At 56.9% G+C, this 21,771-nt stretch carries 15 protein-coding genes; 1 reads left to right on the top strand and 14 read right to left on the bottom strand.

Annotation, left to right across the window (positions count from 1 at the left end; translation table 11 throughout):
* Positions 1–8 precede the first annotated feature (8 nt).
* From CIG75_RS03170 to CIG75_RS03105, 14 genes are all read right to left on the bottom strand, one after another.
* Positions 9–1,400, bottom strand: coding sequence for a hypothetical protein (locus CIG75_RS03170; RefSeq protein ID WP_094235342.1), 1,392 nt, complete (start codon positions 1,398–1,400; stop codon positions 9–11).
* A gap of 11 nt (positions 1,401–1,411) precedes the next feature.
* Positions 1,412–1,984, bottom strand: coding sequence for a hypothetical protein (locus CIG75_RS03165; RefSeq protein WP_094235341.1), 573 nt, complete (start codon positions 1,982–1,984; stop codon positions 1,412–1,414).
* Positions 1,985–2,025: 41 nt separating this feature from the next.
* The gene (locus CIG75_RS03160; protein ID WP_094235340.1) at positions 2,026–3,351 is read right to left on the bottom strand and encodes a putative phage tail protein; all 1,326 of its coding nucleotides are present in this window, start codon (positions 3,349–3,351) and stop codon (positions 2,026–2,028) included.
* A 14-nt stretch (positions 3,352–3,365) separates the two neighbouring features.
* The gene (locus tag CIG75_RS03155; protein ID WP_094235339.1) at positions 3,366–4,520 is read right to left on the bottom strand and encodes a baseplate J/gp47 family protein; all 1,155 of its coding nucleotides are present in this window, start codon (positions 4,518–4,520) and stop codon (positions 3,366–3,368) included.
* 1 nt (position 4,521) lies between these two features.
* A complete protein-coding gene (locus CIG75_RS03150; protein WP_094235338.1) occupies positions 4,522–4,974 on the bottom strand; it encodes a DUF2634 domain-containing protein in 453 nt (150 codons plus the stop codon).
* Positions 4,971–5,309 (bottom strand): hypothetical protein, encoded by a 339-nt coding sequence (locus CIG75_RS03145; protein ID WP_157729354.1) that lies wholly within the window; start codon positions 5,307–5,309, stop codon positions 4,971–4,973. Before CIG75_RS03145 ends, CIG75_RS03150 begins: the two co-directional genes overlap by 4 nt.
* A 14-nt stretch (positions 5,310–5,323) precedes the next feature.
* On the bottom strand, positions 5,324–6,355 hold the full coding sequence (locus tag CIG75_RS03140) for an XkdQ/YqbQ family protein (RefSeq protein ID WP_094235336.1): 1,032 nt from the start codon (positions 6,353–6,355) through the stop codon (positions 5,324–5,326).
* 13 nt (positions 6,356–6,368) lie between these two features.
* The gene (locus CIG75_RS03135) at positions 6,369–7,091 is read right to left on the bottom strand and encodes a LysM peptidoglycan-binding domain-containing protein (protein ID WP_094235335.1); all 723 of its coding nucleotides are present in this window, start codon (positions 7,089–7,091) and stop codon (positions 6,369–6,371) included.
* Positions 7,091–10,936, bottom strand: a complete 3,846-nt coding sequence (locus CIG75_RS03130) for a hypothetical protein (protein WP_094235334.1) — start codon at positions 10,934–10,936, stop codon at positions 7,091–7,093. Before CIG75_RS03130 ends, CIG75_RS03135 begins: the two co-directional genes overlap by 1 nt.
* A gap of 172 nt (positions 10,937–11,108) precedes the next feature.
* Entirely contained in the window at positions 11,109–11,546 is a 438-nt protein-coding gene (locus CIG75_RS03125; protein ID WP_094235333.1) for a phage tail assembly chaperone, read from the bottom strand.
* A gap of 84 nt (positions 11,547–11,630) precedes the next feature.
* The gene (locus tag CIG75_RS03120; RefSeq protein WP_094235332.1) at positions 11,631–12,083 is read right to left on the bottom strand and encodes a phage tail tube protein; all 453 of its coding nucleotides are present in this window, start codon (positions 12,081–12,083) and stop codon (positions 11,631–11,633) included.
* Between the two features lie 36 nt (positions 12,084–12,119).
* The gene (locus CIG75_RS03115; protein WP_094235331.1) at positions 12,120–13,532 is read right to left on the bottom strand and encodes a phage tail sheath subtilisin-like domain-containing protein; all 1,413 of its coding nucleotides are present in this window, start codon (positions 13,530–13,532) and stop codon (positions 12,120–12,122) included.
* 32 nt (positions 13,533–13,564) lie between these two features.
* Positions 13,565–13,759, bottom strand: coding sequence for a YqzN/YkzM domain-containing protein (locus CIG75_RS03110; protein WP_094235330.1), 195 nt, complete (start codon positions 13,757–13,759; stop codon positions 13,565–13,567).
* 13 nt (positions 13,760–13,772) lie between these two features.
* The gene (locus tag CIG75_RS03105) at positions 13,773–14,564 is read right to left on the bottom strand and encodes a hypothetical protein (protein ID WP_094235329.1); all 792 of its coding nucleotides are present in this window, start codon (positions 14,562–14,564) and stop codon (positions 13,773–13,775) included.
* A 512-nt stretch (positions 14,565–15,076) separates the two neighbouring features.
* Between CIG75_RS03105 and CIG75_RS03100 the strand changes: the two genes are divergently transcribed.
* On the top strand, positions 15,077–21,454 hold the full coding sequence (locus CIG75_RS03100) for a non-ribosomal peptide synthetase (protein WP_172844399.1): 6,378 nt from the start codon (positions 15,077–15,079) through the stop codon (positions 21,452–21,454).
* Positions 21,455–21,771 lie beyond the last annotated feature (317 nt).

Genomic DNA, 21,771 nt, shown 5'->3' with positions numbered 1-21,771 from the left:
CCCCTCCCTTACTCCCATTTCCCGGTCAACAAGCGACGGTATGTCGCCAGATGCGGCTTGAAGTTGGCAAACGTTGTCGGGTCCAACTTGTTGATGCCATGATAGTTGTAGTACCAGTGCGTGACCGTCTCCTTGCTTTGAAACAATGGCACGGTACGCAACACGAGCACGATCACATTTCCAGCTGGAACACTGACGCTGACGAGCCCAGTGGCTGTGGCAGGCATCTCCGTCGTCCAGCCATTGATGAAATCGGCAGCGAGCGATGGCTTTTCATCTGCCGCAAAGATCTTATAGGCGAGCGACCCCTTCGCGTCATACTGCGGCGATTTTGCAGGGTCACCCGAATAGCGACATTGTGCGCGGAAATTCACCGCTTGATTGGACGTGTTTTGCATACACAATACCGATACGTTTTCCCAAAACATGTCCGCATGCGGAAGGCTGACATACTGCGCCGGATCATTGAATCCCTGCCATGGACTCATCGGTTCGATCCCTGTAAAAGCGGCCCACGGACTGGTCGTATTGCTGAGCAGGAGATTGCCCCAACTCACCGCATTTCCGACCAAGCCGCTGAGGTAGTTGGGAACTGTGGCAAACCGCAAGATCGGAATAAAACCTGGCGTTCCAGACGAATGGACAGGAATTCCCACACCGCGATTGGAGCTCACCTCATTTTTCAACCCGGCTTGCGGATAGACCGGAACGGGCGTGCTCAGCCCTGTTTCGCTTGCGGAGCGCGGGATGTAGAATAGCGGGATGGCGTAACGAGCATTCCCAGAACGGTAAAGACCCGGCGCGATTTCGGTGTACGGACTGTTCGTCGAGTCGGTGCTCGGCGCAAACACTGTAGTGCGGCTTTGCAGGCAAAGGACGCTTTTCAGTTGCATGCGGCGCGATGACTCCACGCCCACTCGGGGATCGATCACATCGTTGCTCATCACAAAATCGCTGTTTTGCACGCCGTACTTGAACAAGCTCTGTCCACCTGTCACTTCTTCTTCATACACCTCGAGGTACAGCAGGTCGTTACTGTCCGAAAAGCGATGCGGAAGCAATTCAACCAGATTCGCTTCACCGTCGGCAGGCAGGCGCTCGGCAGTTCCGAGATTGGCACCGCACATTTTGACTTTCATCCCGTCAAGAATCGCTTCAAACGGCGGAATGAGCAACGTGTTGGTCCGGGTCGGGTCAACAGAAGCGCTCACCTGATTAAGCAGACCAGAAGAGATCAGGGTACGCACAACGTCGCGCGTCTGCTCGCGGAGGATGACTTGCATTTCATTCACTTCATCTTCTAGCAGGTAAGCGGATGTACCAGCCCGGACAAGACTGAACGCCTTGTCCGGATGGTACCCGCCTGTTGCAGATCGGCTATAGCTAGGCGAGTAGGTCATGTTTCTCCCTCCTAGAACGTGATTTTCCAAATGATGCGCAGTCGTGCATCGTTCGGCTTGTTCCACACCGGGAACACTTTGTGGTTAAACAGAAAACCGGTTCCTTTGCTGTCGGTCGCGTCCCCGCCAAACAACCCCATCTCGGTCAGCGGCACGTTGTTCTGACCGTCCGGAATCGCTTCCGCTTCGGTAATCTCGGTCGTCAATTCCAAAATGTTGGTCGGCGCGGTCGAAGCGGTGCCATCGCTGTTCAAGAAGCGCCAGGACGAGATCTTCTTCCGATAGACTTCATCGCGCAGCCCAGCCAAGTCGGGATTTTCCGCTTGCGGCGCTTGCAGGTTGCCCGTACCGACCCCTTTGCCAAGCGCCAGGTACTGAAAGCCGTTGGCCACGTGATTTTGAAAGGTGCCGTTGTACGTCGCCGCATTGTCGCTCGGCGCCATCCGGCGGGCCATCAGCACGCTGGCCGATTTCACGATCAAGTTGCGCAGTTCCTGTTCTTGGAGGATCGTACCGTCCACTTTGTACATCTGGATCGTCACATCACCGATCGCCAGCTTTTCTTTGTTCTCTTCCAATTTCATTCAAGTCAACCTCCCTTGGGAAAATGAAAGAGCCCTGCGTTCTACAGGACTCTTTGTTCCAACACCGTTTCCACACCGTTTTGATCTGCCTGATACAGCACACAGGTCGAGACGTCCGCATAGCGCTGTTTGTACAAGACTCTGTTCATCAACACTTGACCCAATTGGAAGGTCTCCGCTTGATCTGTGGCATACGCCAGTTCGCTCGCTCGGAGCTCCGCTACCAAGGCGGCCGGTTGTTCACGCGGCGTTTCTAGACGCTCTGCTACGGAAGTCGTCCCTATTGTAGTAGCCGCTTCCCCTGCCAAAAGTTGAAGCGGGTGGCTTTCCGAAGCGCTCTGCGTCTGCTCGATTTCTGACCCAGCTTCGAGCCGCTCCGCAATCAGTGGCTCGTCCTGCGTGGACGTGGAAAAACGGAAAGCTTGAGGCAGCACGCGATAAGAAAGTTCCGAACTCACCACATCGATCTGCATGCCGCGATGGAGATCGACAGCCGCCGCTACCTGCTCCGCATTGATCTGCTCGGCTTCCAACAGGACAGCGTCTGGCACGTCGAGCGTTCGGGCCGCATTCACTCGCGACTGGTTGATTCGGAATGCGCGACCTTCTTTCCCTTGCAACTCGTAATACTCCTGATCCTGCAAACGCTCAAAATAGGTGGCGACCGTATCAGCCAATCGCTTCGAGCCGCCCAGTTTGTCCACGCCGAGCCGCGAGTGATTTAAGCGAAACTCATCACTCTCGCTCATGCCAAACTTCATTTCAGCATATTGCGAGGTCACGTGCAGACCGAGCAACTGGTCACTTTGTTCAAATTCCAGTCCGGTCTTGTCTTTAAACCAATCGCGAAAGGAATCGGCAAGATGTTCGCGATAATGCACCAAAAACCCGAGATGGGCCGGGCGGACCGCTTCGATCGTATCGCGTATGTTCGCCCCCACATCGTCGTGTGGCCGCTTTGGTGACAACAGAAAATCGACGAGCACCGCATCGAAATGATAGTTTTCAAAATCAGATTCGATCACTGCCGTCCGCGCACCATACGAGCTTAAGATCGAAGCCATCTTTTCGTAGGTCAGCGTTCCGGTCCCTCGCATCTTTTGCAAGACGAGAGCTCGACGCAACGGATAAGACAACGACTCATTGGTGATCAGGCCATACTCCAGTTCCCAATAGGCGAGCCCCCATGTGGCGGTCTCCACAAAAAACTGGGCGAACACATCTTCCAACACCTTGCGCAGTGCGACCGTCTCCACAGCCGTCGCTTCCATCAGCTCCTGATAGAGCTCGGATCGGCGGTAATGATCGGGCGCATAGGACATCAAGGCTGACAATTTCGCTTGGGTGATCGCATCTCGTTCACTCATCGCCGATCACCCGCTCACAACCATACGACGTCGTCGTAGGCCAAAACGACCATCGCATCATCTGGAATGTCTAAATTGTGTGTCACATCGATTTCCTCACCCAGCGTCATCGTCAACTGATCAAAGTCCTGCACACCTTGGGTCATCATGATCGCCTGCCCGACTTTGGAGAGCCGAACATCGTTATCCTCCGTGTTCAGCACGAGCGTCCGCAGATACTCCCCGATGCTCTGCACCACATCACGTTTGATTTTTTGCGCGTCGTACCCACGAATCACCGTCAATTTCAGTTTGAGCTGCAAATCGAGTTTTAACGGCGTGATCACCGTGACCTTAGCTCCAATCGGTGCCACCCCTGCGCCGAAACCACTGCCGTCCGGATCGATGTAGGTCTGCACCTTTTCGAGCAGTTCGGGGGTCGCTGGGTGATCCTTCAGATCGACGATCAACACCTGAACATGACCGTTGCCACCCACCAGCGGACGCACGCGAACCTTGCCGACCGAAGAGTCTGCCTCGGTCGCCCAGCGGATGTAGTCGGCGATGTTGCCCGATGCTCCCGGGTTGCGCACATGTTTGAGGTAGCGCTCCAAAAAAGCCTCATCGGTCTCCTCATCGACCCCACCTGCCATCGGATGGTCGTTGGTGATCGAGGTGAGTCCGGCAATTTTGCTGACCGCAATCGAAATCGTGCCGCCTAACACATTGCCCAAACTGCCTTCGACCGTGCATTCCACTTTCAGGTTCAGCGTTTTCTCAGCCGAGAAGGTGCCGCCTTCTGTCGTCACAAAATACTGCAAATTCTCCGCGCTCAACTCGTCAATCTCAGTGGCGAACATCGTCCCTTTTGGCACGTAGACGTCCTTTTCACCAGTGAGGGTGATCACGCCTGTCGCCTTTTGCGCCGGCCGACGGAACACGCCGCGCTCCGCACCGCGCGCATCTAGGTACAGACCAAACGTGGTCGCTGCAAACCCCCACTCCAACACCTCTTTCGCGCGGATGTAGGCGAGTGCGAACTCGATGGCGGGCGGAGACAGCGAATCCCAAATAAAACTGCCTTCCGTGCGATCCCACGTCTGATTGACTTTGGACATCATCCGCTCGCGAATTACCTCTTCGCTCTGATCGCGGTACGGAAAGACTGTCAACCCTGCTTTTTCACTCACATCAACTCACCTCCAACGTATAGTGCATCGTCTCCGTGCCAAGCGGCGTGATCAGCGCGAACTCGCAGGACACCCGCTCCGCCTCCCTTTCAAAACGAAAGTCGGTGCACGAGGTGATGCGCGGGTCGTAGATCAGTGCTTCCGTAATTTGCCGCTGCAGTTCCATAAACAAAATCTCATCGGGCAGATCGACCCCGATCAGTTCGTGCGCCTCATTGCCGTACTCGCTCGTATAGACGAGAAAACGATTGCGCGCCGTGATCAGCGCTTTCAGAACCCATCCTTTCAAGCTCTCCAGACCTTCCACCTCGGCGATCCGCCCGGTCGCAGTGCGGACATATTCGCCTTTTTGATAATCGAACACCGGATTTTTGCCCGAGCGCACCGTTGTCTGGAGGTTCGAGGCCATCAAAGTCGGTTCCTCGATCATCGCAAATTGCGGCAGGATGCTCATTCGACCACCGTCCGATCCCCGGCCCGATACTGGCCGTTGCCGATCACAGCCCGCGCCGGATTTTTGCTGAGGCGGCAGAGGATGGCATAGTTTTGCCCGCCGTTGATCCCGACGGCCAACACGCGGTCACCTTTGCGCAAAATCAAGTTGTCCGCGACCAACAGCTCTTTGTGCTTCCACGACAGATCGATCTTCATCGAGTCGGGCTTCATCCGCAGGTCAGAGCCGTTGATCGTGTCTTCCAGCACCGTGCCGAGTTCGACCGGCAACAGTTGAACGCCGACTTGGCGGTCGGCGATGTCTGCCATCAGCCCGGCCAATTCACCTACTCCCATCTCTTCACCCCGCTTTATGCTTCATCAAATACCAGATCGAGATCGACCGTCGCACTGCCTGAGGAAACGGTCGTCCGAATGTTTTTCACATAGTACACGCCGGAAAGCCCGGTGAAGCGCTCATAGACTTGTACCGGGTCGCCTGGATACAGCCCGTGCACCGCGACCGCTTGAATGCGCGCCGTGCGCTCCGGTTTGTTCAATTTTTTCAGCACGGTCTGCGCGACGGAGAGGGCCGATGCTTTGTCTTTGCCCGTCTCTTCGGCTGTGTGCACTTCCTGCAATCTGCCGAACCGCTTGATGCTCGCATCATCTTTGACCTCAGCCAGCATCGGGCTCGTCTCTTCATTGGCCGCATGACCCACCACCTTGACATGATTGCGCAGGTTGGCGATGCTCTCCGAAAAATTGGCCGACAGCAACGTATCGCCGCCCTGAAAAAGCCACATTGACGGGTCCTTCGGCTTCTTGCGCAAAATGATCCCACTCGCATCGGCGCGCAGGAAAAATTTATCACCTGTCGCATCGCGCGTGATCTGCAGCGCTTTGACGATCGTGTCATACAAGGTGTGATTGCGGCAGACGAGGCTTGGAATGCGATGCACGGAGTCGTCGATAACTCCGCATACCACACCGAATTGACCGCAGAGCGACTTGATGATGTCGGACGCCTTCATGTTGCGAAACACGAAATCATCGCTGTTTTTCAGCAAAAAGTACATCAGGTCATGCGCGACCAACCGCGTACTGCCAGCAAAGCCGCCTTGTAACTGCTGATCGATGACCATGCCGGAAAACAGTTGGATCGTATTTCCCGTATCGGTTTGAAACACATAGAGCACCAAGCGATCGCCCGGTTTGACCAACGTCTTCATCTCGTCGTGCGGGGAGAGCGTGACTTCCAACTGCATCGCAGACTGATCCAGATCCCCACTCCACGTAAAGCTTTGCACCAAGGGGTTGAGTTCGACTTTGACACCTTTTTCGTTATAGGCGAGCAACGTATATCCGAATAGTTTGCGCTCTTCCAGTTTGATGATCGGCACAAGGCTCCCTCCCTTACTTCATCGCCCCAGCCAAGCTTGGCGCGCCACCAGCCGCGGATTCCGGCAGTTTCAACACCTGCCCTGGACGGATCAGATTGGGATCTTTTCCGATCACACCGACATTGAGGTTGTAGATCTCCATGTACTTCGCTCCGTCGCTCAGATAGCGCTTGGCCAGCGCCCACAGCGTATCGCCTGAGACCACCGTATGCGTCTTCGGGGCTGGAGCGCTCGGTGGGCGTCCCGCGCCGCTCGCCGGATCGGCAGCCTGTTTCGGTTCCGTCTTTTTCACCGACAAAGCCCGGTGTTTTTTAAACGTGATCGTAAAATAGACATCACCCGGTTCGCCGCCGCGATGTTCCACATCGAAGGAGCGGATCATCACATCGGCGTTAAAAAAAGTTCCGCCGATCATCAGCCGCGACGGTTTGCCGACTTGGCGAATCTCGTGGATGATCCGTTCGAACTCTTGTGGGGACTTGAGTGACCCAGCATTTTTGTAAAACCAAGTATCGACCAACGTCTGATCATAATCGCGGGGGAAAAAGCTGGAGAAGGAAAGCTCCGCCAGTTGATCCCCGCCTCGAAATGCCGTTTGACCTTGGCCTAACACACTGACTTCATGATATTCATGCGCGTATTTGACATTGATGTTTTGCGGCGCAACTGGGAAGACCAGCGCGCGCTGTGAACCGACCTCATCCCAATAGGTCAACAAAAAAGGGCCGATCGACATTACCTCGCCACCTCCCCTAATCGGTATGCACCTTGATTGGACAGCACACGCCGCAGCTCAGCCGACAAGGAGGATGCAATCTGTTGAATGTCCGCTTCTTCCCGCACGTTCAGCGTGTTGGCCAGTGCGCCGATCTGGACATTGACCTCAGTTCCAGCGCCCGCTGGGGCAGTTCCTGTCGCCTGTGAAGCGGACGTGCGAATGAACGAGGAGAGATTTTCATCGAGCACCATCTCTTTGCGTTTTAAGATCGCCCAGCCTTCCTCATCCACCAGACCGCCGCCGTGATACTGCTTCGCAACGCCTCCCGTTGTGGCCGACTTGCCGCTTTTGCCATCCGAGTACCCTTTGGAGACGGACGAAACGACAAAATCGAAACCTGCCGACGCCTTTTCGATCGCCCAACTCACAACGCCCGTCACCTTCTGGAGTGCGGAGGTGATCCCACTGGCGATGCTGTCGATGATCGTAGCACCTAACTTCAGGAACGTTTCGCCCACCCCTGCGATAAACGCTTCGACCCGTTCGGGGATCGACTGGATAAAGCTGGCGATCCGGCCTGGCAACTCCTGTACCCACTGCACCGCGTTTGTGACCGCCGTTTCAAACCACGTGCTAAACGAGGTGGCCAGATTGGACAACCAGATGCCAGCATCGGTCCACAATTGTCCGAGCCACGTCGTCATGTTCGTCCAAAGCGCCTGCATCCAATTCCAGATTGCAGCGGGCAATTGACCGACCCACGTCGTAAACTGGTTCCAAATGTTCACCGCCCAAACTGCCACATCGACAGCCGTCTGGGTCAGCCAGGTGCTGAAGTTGGTCCACACCCCTTGCATCCAGTTCCAGATGTTCGCAGGCAGTTGACCGATCCAGGTCTGAAATTGCATCCACATTTGCGGCAATGTTTCCGTGATGAACTTTGCAGCTTGTCCGATGCCGTATCCGACATAGTACGGGATGTCCAAAAAGATTTCGACGAGCGAGCTGATCGCGCGGTCAACCCATCCGGTCAACCCGTTCCACAGATTGGAACCGAACGAAGTCACACCTTCGATCACACGGTCCCACGTGTCGGAAAAGAAAGTTGGAATCTGGGTGAAAAAGTTTGTGACCGCGGAGAAACCGTCGGTGACGGCCGTACCGATCGTATCGAATAGACCGCCAAACCAATTGCCAATGCCGCCAAAAAAGTTTTTGATGCCTTCCCAACCGTCGAAGAGAACGCCTTTGATCGAATCCATGTGCGTTTGGATCCAAACAACCGCCTCTTCACCACCGATCGCACCCGCGATCGAGCCAATGCCTCCGCCTACCACCGCGCCGATCGCTGTCCCCGCGCCCGGCACGATCGAACCGATCGCCGCTCCAAGGGCCGCTCCAGCCTGACCGCCTGCAAAACCGCCAGCTAGACTACCGGCCACTTGTGCGCCCGTGGCGAGCGGATCGGAGGACTCTGCGACCGCAAGTCCGCCCAGCAGGGCTCCGAGAAATGGAATTTTTCGAGCGACTTTGCCAAATGCACCTTTCATGCCGCCGCCTCTGGTCGCACCGGAACGCGCAGTTGCGGAACGAGCGGAGGTTTCAGGCTCCCATACATCGACACCAGCTTGTCCCGTCGGAACCCAGCGGCCAGGTCCTTGTGGGCGGTTGATAGAAGATTGTCGCCCGCTTCCTGCTCGATCGGCCCCAGCGCCAGGCAGTACCTGTGTGGCACCATTTGGCATCAAGCGCGGCGCACGGTCCGGCGCGTCCAACATGACGCTTCCTGGTAGAGCAAGTGCGGCACCGCCCGTCAAGGCTCGCATCGCTCCTGCTGGCAGAGCTCGTGTCGCTCCTGCTGGCAGAGCTTGTGTCGCTTCTGCTGGCAGAGCTCGTGTCGCTCCTGCTGGCAACGCTCTCGTCGCTCCTGCTGGCAACGCTCCCGTCACTCCTGCTGGCAACGCTCCCGTCACTCCTGCTGGCAACGCTCTCGTCGCTCCTGCTGGCAACGCTCCCGTCGCTCCTGCTGGCAACGCTCTCGTCGCTCCTGCTGGCAACGCTCTCGTCGCTCCTGCTGGCAACGCTCCCGTCGCTCCTGCTGGCAACGCTCTCGTCGCTCCTGCTGGCAACGCTCTCGTCGCTCCTGCTGGCAATGCTCTCGTCGCTCCTGCTGGCAGAGCTCGTGTCGCTCCTGCTGGCAAGGCCCGCGTCACTGCGCTTGGCAAGGCCCGCGTCACTGCGCTTGGCAAGGCCCGTGTCGCTGCGCTAGGCAAGGCCCGTGTCGCTCCTCTCGCTTGTGAGCGATTCCCACCACCGTTGCGTGATCCATTGCGATTTTTCACATTGTCGCAGTCACATCTTGCGCAAACGCATTGGATGATCTTATCGAGACGCGAGATGACCTTATCCATCTTCCCGACCATCAATTTGCCGGAGTCTACCTCTTTTTTCTTGAAGAACTTGTCTTTCAGCGACCCAATCAGTCCGCCGCCAAGCAGATTCTTCCCGCCCTTCAGCCCCATGAAGGCGGCAGTAGCCAGCCCACCAGCGGCGACGACATCTCCCCAACCGTCATTCTTCCCATTGAAGAGAGTCGCACCGCCACCGACCAGCCCAGCTCCGATAAGCGCACCGCCAGGACCAAATAGTTTCCCGCCAAGCCAAGCTCCTCCGAGCGTGGCCGTCAGTTGCCCCATGCTCGTGTCGATCAAACCGCTCAGATCGAACGACTCTTTAAAACCGTTGTACAACCCGGTTGCGATCGTCTTGCCCGCCGAGATGAACAGATTTTGGTCGGAATCTAAACTCATCCCGAACACGCTCATCAACAGCTTGCCAAACCCTTCGCCCAAGTTGAACGCGATGTCTTCGATCGTCTTCTTCCCGCTTTTCGTGTACCACTCCCACAGCTTGGTGTTCAATTCGCTCAGCACAGCACCCGTCTTTTCCCAGATGCTCAAACTGTCATCCTGCAAGGCACCGAGGCTTAGGACAGAGCTCATCGCCTCCTGTACCGCCAAGCTCGCTTCCTTGATCTTCATAAATAGCGAGTCGCTGCGAAAACTCAGCGTGTTTTCATCAAAGCCCATCGCTTTCAGGTAGAGTTTCTCCACCTGTAACCCGATCGTGCCCCAGATCCCGCGATAGGAGCTGGCTTGCTCATCCATCGTACCGATATACTTTTCACCGATCTGGTTGATGATCGCAGTCTTCAGCGCTTCCGTTTTATCAGCGCCCGCTTTCCCTCGATAATCGGCATTGTTAACGCCGCCAAATTCCAGCTTTTCTGTGTTGATCAAATCATCCCGACGGATCCCGTTGTCGATTGCGAATTGCACCGCGCGGGCATAGTCGCCACCGTTGATCATTTTGAAGACGTCCGCTACTTCTGACATCGTCTTGCCCTTGGCAGCTGCCCAGTCCCCGACCATCTTCACCGACTTGTCATCACCCATGCCGCTCGCATGCAACGTTTTGAGCGCTTTGAGGATGTCGCTCTTATCATGTAACGAGCCTTCTGCAATCTGGTTCAACTGCTTATAGATCGCAGGGCCTTCAGCTTGGTACACTTTTCGCAGCGTGACGGCCATCACTTCCGTGTCGGCCGATACATTGAGCGCCTCTTGCCCGATCTCTTTCATCTTGCCAGCCAGCGCGGTCGCCTGATCGATCACCAGGCCCAAGCTGATGTTGCTCAGCTTCATCAACCCATCCGAAGCCATATTCCCCGTCTGGTACACGCGGTGCATAACTCCATCGCTACGCTGCATTTCCGCGTTGAATCTGGACCAGCCCCGCTGGACTCGATCGAGCGCTCGTTCCAGTTGGCTAAGCTGTCCCACTGTCTGCATCGTGTCTGCCATCAGTCGTTCACCTCCTTACTTGACCGCTTTTTGGCGATTTTCCATTTCAACCATGATGGAGGCATAAAGAAAGGCCCTTTCCCCCGAGGTAACTTTTGAACCTCAGATGGGAAACGGCCCGTTTCGATAAAGATCGCGTGCAGGAGCACCGCCTCGCCGTGCCCTTCGCGAATTAGTTTTTTGCGTCTTCCACCATGTCGTCGTCATCGCCGTAACCGCCAAGTTCGAGGATGCGCTCCGCCAACTTGTCAACCTCGCCCGGCAACAACGCTTTTTCGATCACCTCTTCGGCCACCAGCGCGCCGTATTTCTCCATCAGTTTCGGGTCGGACAGATTCGGCGTGACGGTGAACGTGTAGACGATCAGCTTTTGGAACATGTCCGTATCGAGCGAGCGGCGCAAGTTTTTGCCTTTGCCCGTCTCCTTGACGCAGCGCTCCAAGGTCGCTTTGTATTCGGACTGTTTCGGCCCGCGCACGCGGAATTTGGCGTTGAGGCGTTTCAGGTAGACATCATCTTCCGGTGCTCGTTCTGCATCCACCGCGAGCAGTGCTTCGAGCGGATCGACATACAGGTCTTGGGTCATCGCTTTGCTTTCTTCTTTTTTCATCAGTACAACCTCCTAGAAAAATAGTGGCTGGGAGGAACCGAAATTCCCTTCCCAGCCACAATATCGTACAAGTCGGTCCAAAACTTAACGAGCTTTCGTCGAATCGCCTTTGATCGCAGAAGAGATTTGAATGTCTTCAAACGTGAACGGAATTTCTTCTTCCAAGATCGTGTCGAGCGACCAACCGAAGTTGACTTCCCAGAACTTGACATTTTTCAACAGCACTTTCTCCACGCCGAGCGATTCCGGATCGTCGAGCACGACGAGGAGTTGGCCGACAAACTGCACCGAGCGCTCATTGCTCATGTAAGAAGTGACACGCTCCAAAAATTTGCTGTCCACTTTGTACAGGCCCAGCGTACCTTCGCCTTTGACGCCTTTCGACTTGAAGCCGGTGCGGCGGGTGGATGAGAGCTTGAGCTCCTCTTTATCGATCGTCACTTTTGCTTCAACTTTCTTACAGTTCGCCATAAAGGTATCGCCTTCGTACAGTGTGCCGAAGGAACCGTTGATCGCGTAGCCCGCGTTCATCGCCATGTTAGATCACCCTCCTAAGATGAGAGCGGACCGCTGTTAGCGGCCCACTCGAATGGTTGTATAGATTTCTTCCATCGCGTCGATCGGGGTGACGCGAAGGTCGAGGAACACTTGGTCGCCCACCGATGGACGGGTCGGGTCAAGGCCGACCAGAGAGCCTTTTTGGATCAGGCGGCCTTGTTCGAAGATGTCAAACGCCGCACGGATTGCGCCGAGCAGGGCGTCGCGGCCCACCACATCGTTGAGCACTTTGCCGATGTAGTTTTTGTTCGCCGAGATGGTCAGCGCATTGCCGATCGCATCGAGCACGGAGATGTTTTTGATTTTGCTGTAGCCTTCGTGCTGGCTTTCAGAATAGGAGGTCAAGGTGTTGATGCCTTTTTCGATGCGGTAGATTTCACCGTCATAGAAGGCAGTGACCAGACCTGCTTTGTTCGCTTCGCGGACTTGGTTGTGGTTGAGCATATTGGTCAGACTATCGATGTCACGCACCTGCGCATAGGTGATCGAAGCATCCGGGCCCGCTCCGGCGATCATCCCGGCGATCCGGCCCGAGAATTCGGCCGGAGTCAGCTCCGAACCTGCCAGTTTGACCCCGATGTTGTGATAGACGATGCCTTCATGGTTCAGGTTCAATGCTGCCGCCTTCGCCGCATCAAATTCATCCGCTTCGCCATGACCGAGCACCAATTGGACAAAATGGCCTTCCCCGCGCAGACGGCGGATAAACTCTGCTGCCGACTGCTGTAGCGAGGATTCGCCAGAACCGATGGTGAGGATGTTAAACTCATACGCGTGCCCTTCAAACACCGCAAACGCATCCATATACTCGGAGTTGGTCACCGTAAGCCCGGAAACGCCGCCCGTCAGCGGTTGGTTGGCGATCGTGCTGAACGTGCCGTCTGCCACTTTGCTGAGCACCACATATTTGGAGTTATTGCCAACTGTTGCGACCAGCCCAGTAGCGGTGCCGTCAAACGCATACTTCTCCAGCAGTTTCGCGCCATCGTAGATTTTAAATTCTTTCTCCGATGCGTCGGCCAGCGAGCCGTTGATCGACAAAGTCAAACGGTTGCCGTAGGCACCGCTGTATTTCGCATCCACTTTGACCAGATCTTCCGCGCCCTCTTTCAGCGTCGCTTTCGCTTTCATGGCACCAGTCGCCATGCGGTAGGCCAGCACGGTGCTGGCGCCGCCTTTGAGCGCCTGCAGAATCAACGCAGCTGCCGAACCTTCTTCCAGGTTGGAGAACGTAGCAGCAAATTCCAGGTCCGAGGTGATTTTCACCAGCTGACCTTCCGGGCCCCACGGCGCGGTGACCGGAATCGCGACGATGCCTTGCACACCCGCTTGTACGCCGGCTGCAGCATCTGCCACAAAGTTAATATAAAAACCAGAACGTTGAGACGGATCGAGAGTATCGAGAATCGTCCATTTTCCTCCTGCCATCTTACCTTCACCTCCGAGAGTTATCGCTCCGCTTACTTCGCCGGAGCCTGCAAAAACGCTTGAACTGCTTGTTTCACCTGCGACAATGTCGCTTGGTCATCTGCCGACAATCCGGCATGTGCAATCGCACCTTTCAGAACAAACGGTGCTACCTGCAGCACCTCATGCGAATCGATCTCCAAAAACTCTTGAAGTCGAAACACCGTTTCGTTTTGAAGCTGTTCCATCGTGCTCACCTCCCTACTTAGTAGCCGCTACGACCGCCGAAACTTGAGCTACTTTTTCCGCAAAAACGGCTCGTTTCGGAATGGTCAGCCGCGTCTTCAGCCGGACGATGCCTTCGAAGAGACCCAGCTCGTTTCGCTCACCGAACGTGACCGCCTGCACGTCTTCTACATAGAAGAAGCGCTCCAAGAGCACCGATGTGTCGGGCGGGGCGGCCGCATGGTTCGCGGGCAAGTCAGCGACTTGACAACTGGTGTTGCCAACCGCATCTTGCTCTACCTCCCCCGCCAACGCGCCGCCCAGATAGACGCGGTAGCTGACGAACGGGCCCACCCCGTGCTCCAAGCGCGGAATGGTCAGCCGAATGCTGCCCGGTTCGGCCAAGGTCACATCGACTGGCTGACTCGGCAAGCTCTCCGCCCCATCGCGACCAACTCCCGTCACCTGCAAGCGGTAGACGCCTGCGGGCAGATGACCGTCTGTCGCCGTCGCACCGGTAGGCGCTGGAAAACTGAAGTCGAACAGGCAGGCAGGAATCTCGCGCAACTGCTGAATCGCATCTTTCAGATCACCGATCACCTTTTTGCTCGCCCAATAATCGGGGGAGAAAAAGGTGATCTTCCAGTACGCGATGTCCTGCTGTGCCGTCGCCATCATCGGAGCGGCCTGTGAGCGCACATGCTCTGCTAAGAGGGCGGGGGCAAGAGTGGCCGCCTGGCTTTTTTCCGTTTGTAGCGGAATGCCGGGGCACTGTTCTTCCACGAAGCGCATGATGCTTTTGATCTGTGAGACCAGATCGAGCGACATGCTTGCTCACCTCCCTACTCTCTAGTCCGCAAGGGCGCTGTTTTCTTGAGGCGCGATAGATATACAAAATTTTCAGCGCAGTGCTATAATCGGGAAAGCGCGACATTTATATAGGTAGGTTCCAGTACGGATTCATTGTTTTTATTTAATGGAGGTCCTGCTGAATTTGAAATCGAACTCATCGTGTGTGATCGATGTTCAAAACGCTTTGAGCCAATCGCGATTCTTCTTAATTCGTTCTGCGCAATCGATGCGCTCGTGCCCGAGCGTATCAGCGAAATCATCCTCTGATTTTCATTAAAACGAGATCAACAAACCAAGCAACACTTAAATTATGGAATTTTCTAATAATGATTGACGCCCTTCCTTTCAATCGACTACATTGATTGAAAGAAAAGTGAGTGTGACTGCCAATTGGCATGACGGTGTTCACCTCGTACAATCGCTCGGTCAACTCTCTCGCGCTGTAAAGCGGCTCGCTTCAACACAACTCTGAAAGGATGGTACCGTCGATGATCCCCTCGATTGAAACGTACGCTTTTCCTGCCTCCTTCGCCCAACAGCGGCTCTGGTTTCTCGACCAATTGACCCCAGGACAGGCGCTGTACAACATGCCGGCCGCGCTGCGTCTGCGCGGTGTGTTGCACACTGCGGCGCTGATGCAAGCCTTGCAAGAGATCGTGCGCCGTCATGAAACGCTGCGCACCACCTTCCGCCTACAGGAGGAGGAACTGATGCAGGTGGTCAAGAGCGCCCGTCACCACGACCTGCCGCTGTTCGACCTAACTGCTCTGCCCGCAACCGAACGCGAGGAACGCATGTGGGAAGCGGTGCGTGCCGCAGCCTGCCAGCCGTTCGACCTCAGCCAAGGTCCGCTGTTTTGCACCAGTTTGTACAAGTTGGAGGAAGAGGAACACATCTTGCTCCTCAACCTCCACCACATCATCTCCGACGGCTGGTCGATGGGAGTGCTGGTGCGCGAGCTGTCTGTGCTCTACGAAGCGTTCGTGCGCGATGTCCCTTCCCCGCTGGAAGAACTGCCCGTGCAATACGCCGATTACGCCCACTACCAACGCGAATGGATGCAAGGTGAGGCGCTCGAAGACATGCTCGCATTTTGGAAAAACGAACTGGGCGAGCGACCGACCGCCCTGCAACTGCCGACCGACCATCCGCGCCCGGCAGGAGCGAGCGTGCGCGGGGATACGATCACATTTGCGCTCCCCCGCGAACTGAACGAGCCGTTACAAACTCTTTGTCAGCATGAAAATGCGACCTCGTTCATGGTGCTGGCCGCCGCGTTTCAAACGCTGTTGTACCGCTTGTCCGGCCAGACCGATATTCGAATCGGCACTCCGGTCGCGGGGCGCGATGCGGAAGAGGTCGAAGGGCTGATCGGCTTTTTCGTCAACAATGTGGTGTTGCGCACCGACTTGGCAGGAACGCCCTCATTTCGAGAAGTCTTGCGCCGCGTGCGCAAGTCTGCACTTGCCAGCTATCAGCACCAAGAGATCCCGTTTGAAATGCTGGTCGAACAGTTGCAGCCGGAACGCGACCTGAGCGTGTCGCCGCTGTTCCAAGTGATGTTCGTCTTGCAAAACACGCCGCTTGCCAACTTGGAGTTGGTCGGACTCGAATGGAGCCTCTTGCCACTAACGAGCGGCACAGCCAAATTTGACTTGACGCTATCGATCAACGAGACGGCAGACGGTCTGCGCGGCGAACTGGAATACAAAACCGACCTGTTCGAGCGGGCCAGCATCGAGCGGATGTCCAGTCATTTTTCCACGTTGCTCGCCGCGTTGCTGCAAGACCCAGACCGTTCGATCGCCGAAGTTCCCTTTTTATCGGAAGCGGAACGCGAACTGTTGCTGGTCACCTTCACGGACACCGCCGTCGCCTACCCGCAGGATCTCTGCCTCCATCAGCTCGTCGAACGGCAAGCGGCACAAACGCCCACTGCCGTCGCGCTCATCGCTGGTGAGACGCGCCTGAGCTATGCCGAACTGAACGACCGCGCCAATCGGATCGCGCACCGTTTGGTCGCGCTGGGCATCGGTCCGGACAAGCTGGTCGGCCTGTACATGAATCGTTCGGCCGACATGGTCGCCTGTCTGCTTGGCGTATTAAAGGCGGGTGCGGCCTACGTGCCGCTCGACCCGAACTATCCGACCGAGCGCGTGCTGTTCACGCTGGAAGATGCCAACGTCGCTGTGCTGTTGACCGAAGAACGCCATCTCGATCGCGTGGCAGGTCATGGCGGTGCGATCCTCTGCGTCGATCAGATCGCGGCCGAACTGGCCCAGGAAAAGACGGAGAATCTGCGCACCACCGTACAGCCGCACGACCTCGCCTATGTGATCTACACGTCCGGCTCGACAGGTCGTCCAAAAGGCGTGGCGATCGAGCATCACAGCGCCGCGACGCTCGTCCACTGGGCGCACGACACCTACACGCCGGACGAGTATGCGGGCGTGCTCTTTTCCACGTCGATCTGCTTCGACCTGTCGATCTTCGAACTGTTCGTGCCACTCGCAGGCGGCGGCACCGTCATCTTGGCCGAAAATGCGTTGCAACTGCCAGAACTGGCTGCACAAAACGAAGTGACGCTGATCAACACCGTGCCGTCGGCGATCGCAGAACTGCTCCGCCTGCAAGCTCTGCCCGCCAACGCGTGCGTGATCAACCTCGCCGGAGAGCCGCTCAAAGGGTCGCTTGTGCAGGCTCTTTACGCCGTGCCGACGGTGGCGAAAGTCTACAACCTGTACGGCCCGACGGAGGACACGACCTACTCGACTTATGCGCTGATCGAGCGCGACCTGACAGGACAGCCTTTGATCGGTCGTCCACTGCCCAACACGTTGACCTACGTGTTAAGCCCTGAACTGCAACCCGTTCCGCTCGGGGTCGCAGGCGAACTTTTTCTCGGTGGTGCCGGACTGGCTCGCGGCTATCTGAATCGACCCGAGCTGACGGCTGAGAAATTTATCGCCAGCCCGTTTGCCGATTCGGCTCGTCTGTACCGCACGGGCGATCTGGTGCGCTACCTGCCGGACGGTTCGCTCGATTACCTCGGACGCATCGACCACCAAGTCAAAGTCCGCGGCTTCCGCATCGAACTAGGCGAAATTGAAGCGGTGCTCACCGCACACCCGCAGGTGCAGGAAGTGACCGTCATCGTGCGCGAAGACCAGCCTGGCGACCAGCGTATCACCGCCTATATCGTGTCGAGCGGTGACGAACAACCGACCGCTTCCGACCTGCGCAACAGCCTCAAACAAAAACTGCCCGACTACATGGTGCCGTCCGCATTCGTGATGCTGGAACGGTTGCCTTTGACACCGAACGGCAAGATCGACCGCAAGGCACTACCCATGCCAGACTTGACCGGATCGGCAAGCACGGCTTACATCGCGCCGCGCACCGAGACTGAGCAACGTTTGGCGCTCCTATGGTCCGATCTGCTCGGCGTGGAACAGGTCGGCCTCCATGACAACTTTTTCGCCTTGGGCGGTCATTCGCTATTGGCAACGCGTCTGATCGCTCGCGTACGCCAACAGTTTGCTGTGGACGCGGCACTCCATGAGCTGTTTGAAAAACCGCTCCTTACCGAGTTTGCCGCCTACTTGGATGCGATCGGTCAAGAGGAGAGTTCGTCTTCACAACCTGCGATCCAACCGATTGCGCGCACAGGTGATGCCAGCCTGCTGTCCTACTCCCAACTGCGCATGTGGTTTCTCGACCAGCTGATGCCCGGCCATCCGGTCTACAACATGCCAGGCGCCGTCCGCCTGCAAGGATCGCTCAACCTGACAGCGCTTGAAAACAGCCTCGCGGAGATCATCCGCCGTCATGAAGTGTTGCGCGCCACGTTCCATCCTGCTTTGGAAGGTGTCGAACAAAAAATCCTCGAACCAGCCCTGCGGCTTGCACAGATCGACGTGAGCCGCGAACCTGCCGAAACGCGTGAACAGGCGGCCATCAAGGCGGCCGAGGAGGAAGCGAAGCGCCCGTTTGATTTGGCGGTCGGCCCACTGCTGCGCACGACGCTGGTCAAACTGGACGATTTGGATCATCTGTTGGTGATCACCTTCCATCACATCATCTCGGACGGTTGGTCGATCGGCCTGTTCGTCGGTGAGTTGATCGCTTTATGTGAAGCGTTTGTCGCTGGACAGCCTTCCCCGCTTACTGAGCTTGCCGTGCAATATGCGGACTTTGCGAACTGGCAACATGAACGCCTTGCGAGCGACGTGCTTCATAACCAGCTTCCCTATTGGAAGGAACAGCTCGCTGGCGAATTGCCGATCATGCAGTTGCCATTCGATCATCCGCGCCCGGCGGTGCAAAGTTACACTGGCCGCATGCACCGCTTTACTCTGCCTGCCGCGTTGACCGAGCAGTTGTACAGCTTGAGCCGTCAAGAAGGGGTCACCCTGTTCATGACACTGCTCACCGCGTTCAACGCGCTGTTGCATCACAACACGGGACAGACCGACCTGCTCGTCGGCTCCCCCGTGGCAGGCCGCGGTCAGCCCGAGCTCGAGGAACTGATCGGCTTTTTCGTCAACACGCTGGTCTTGCGCACCGATCTGACGGGCAATCCGTCCTTTTTGGAACTGCTCGGTCGCGTCAAGCAAACGACGCTCGGCGCGTATGCAAACCAAGACGTTCCGTTTGAAAAGTTGGTCGAGGAGCTACAGCCTGCTCGCGACATGAGCCACGCACCACTGTTCCAAGTGATGTTCGCCTTGCAAAATGCACCGTTGCCCGAGTTCCGGTTGTCCGACATGACTCTGCGCCGCCTCGATCTGGACAGCGGGACGACCAAGTTCGACCTGACCTTGTTTGTGGAGGAACAAAACGATGTGCTGAACGCGGCCTTCGAATACAACACCGATCTCTTTGCCACGGAAACGGTGGAGCGGTTGGCCATCCAGTTCAGCACCTTGTTGGAACAGATCGTGACACAGCCCACGACACCGATTGGCGAACTGTCGCTGTTGCGCGAGGGTCAGCGCCAGCAGCTGTTGGTGCAATGGAACGAGACAGCATCCGGCTATCCGCAGTTGACCTTGCCACAATTGGTCGAAGCACAAGCGGCCCAAACACCAGATCAGATCGCGCTCGTGTACGGCGAACAGCGCCTCACCTACGAGGAGCTGAACGGTCGTGCGAACCGATTGGCCCACCTCTTGCAGCAAAAAGGCATCCGCACAGAAACGCTGGTCGGCATCTGCCTCGAACGCACGCCGCAACTGGTTGTGGCGATTCTCGCGGTACTCAAAGCGGGCGGGGCCTATGTGCCGCTCGACCCGAACTATCCGCCCGAGCGCATCCTCTACACGCTGGAAGATGCGGACGTCTCGCTGTTGATCACCCAAGAAAATCTAACTGACCGCTTTGCAGAGCACCGAGGCGAGACGCTCTGCATCGATGCGATCGGCGCAGATTTGCTAGCCATGAGCGGTGCGAACCCGACCAGTGACGCCGCCCCGCACCACCTTGCCTATGTGATCTACACGTCCGGCTCGACGGGGCGGCCCAAAGGTGTCGCCATCGAGCATCACAGCGCCAGCACCTTGGTGCACTGGGCGAAAGATCAGTACACAGCGGACGAGTATGCGGGCATGCTGTTCTCCACTTCGATCTGCTTCGACCTGTCGATCTTCGAGATGTTCGTTCCGCTTTCGTGGGGCGGCAAAATCATCCTCGCCGAAAATGCCTTGCAATTGCCTGAGCTCCCGGCGCGGAATGAAGTGACATTGATCAACACCGTCCCGTCGGCGATCGCTGAACTGCTGCGCGCACAAGCTCTGCCTGCCAACGCCCGTGTGCTCAACCTTGCGGGCGAACCGCTAAATGGACAGTTGGTGCAAGCGCTGTACGCTGTACCGACCGTGGCAAAAGTGTACAATCTGTACGGGCCATCTGAAGACACGACCTACTCGACCTTCGCCTTGGTGGAGCGGCATACGGTGCATCCGAAGATCGGTCGCCCACTTCCCGATACGCTCGCCTATATCCTCAATCCGCAGTTACAGCCGGTTCCGATCGGCGTGGCTGGCGAACTGTACCTCGGCGGCGACGGCTTGGCCCGTGGATACCTGAATCGACCCGATCTGACCGCCGAACGATTTATCGAGAATCCGTTCGTAGCGGGCGGACGACTGTACCGCACAGGCGACTCGGTGCGCTACCTGCCAGATGGAACGCTCGACTATCTTGGCCGGATCGATCATCAGGTCAAAGTACGCGGGTTCCGCATCGAGCTTGGCGAGATCGAAGCGGTGCTCTTAGCACACCCACAGGTGCAAGAAGCGACGGTGATCGTTCGCGAAGACCAGCCAGGCGATCAGCGCATCACCGCCTACACGGTGAGCGCAGGCGACAACCGACCGAGCGCAGACGATCTGCGCCAGAGCCTGAAAAACAGGCTGCCCGAGTACATGGTGCCACAGGCGATCGTCATGCTCGATGCCCTGCCGATGACGCCAAACGGCAAGGTGGACCGCAAAGCGCTGCCCGCGCCGGAGCGGACGCGAGCCGATTTGGCAACCGAGTTTGTCGCACCGCGCAACCCCATCGAAGCGCAGTTGGCCACGATCTGGTCGGAACTGCTCGGGGTAGCAGAGATCGGCGTGCATGACAACTTCTTTACGCTCGGCGGCCACTCACTGCTCGCCACCAAACTGATCACCCGCGTGCGTGGACACTTCCAAGTGGAGATCAAGATGCTCTCCCTGTTTGGCGCGGCGACCATCGCCCAATTGGCCGCCCTGATCGAATCGTCCGCAACCGCGCCAGTTGCCGACGCGGCACCATCCGAACCGGAAATCGGATTTGCGCTGACCAAGCGCACCCGAACGGCCCATCGAGAGAAGAAGTAAACTGACCACCGAATAGCAAAGTGACGCTCTGCTCGACCGCATCGGAAGCGCAGTTCGCAACGGGATCGACCTCCTGTTCCCTGCAAGGCCGTGCCGAGCGAGCCATTGACTGACCACCGAATAGCAAAGCGACGCTCTGCTCGACCTGCATCGGAAGCGGAGTTCGAAGCGAGATCGACCTCCTGTTCCCTGCATGGCCGTGCCGAGCGAGCCATTGCCTGCCCGACAGACCTCTCCCTTGCACTCGAACGTGCAGTTGGTCCATGCTCAGAGCAAGCAACCGATGCCAAACACATCAGCTAAAGAAAAAGCCCTTG

The organism is Tumebacillus algifaecis (genome assembly GCF_002243515.1).
GTDB lineage: Bacteria > Bacillota > Bacilli > Tumebacillales > Tumebacillaceae > Tumebacillus_A > Tumebacillus_A algifaecis.
Note: the sequence above shows the minus strand (reverse complement) of the source record. Positions and strands in the feature narration are given on the sequence as shown.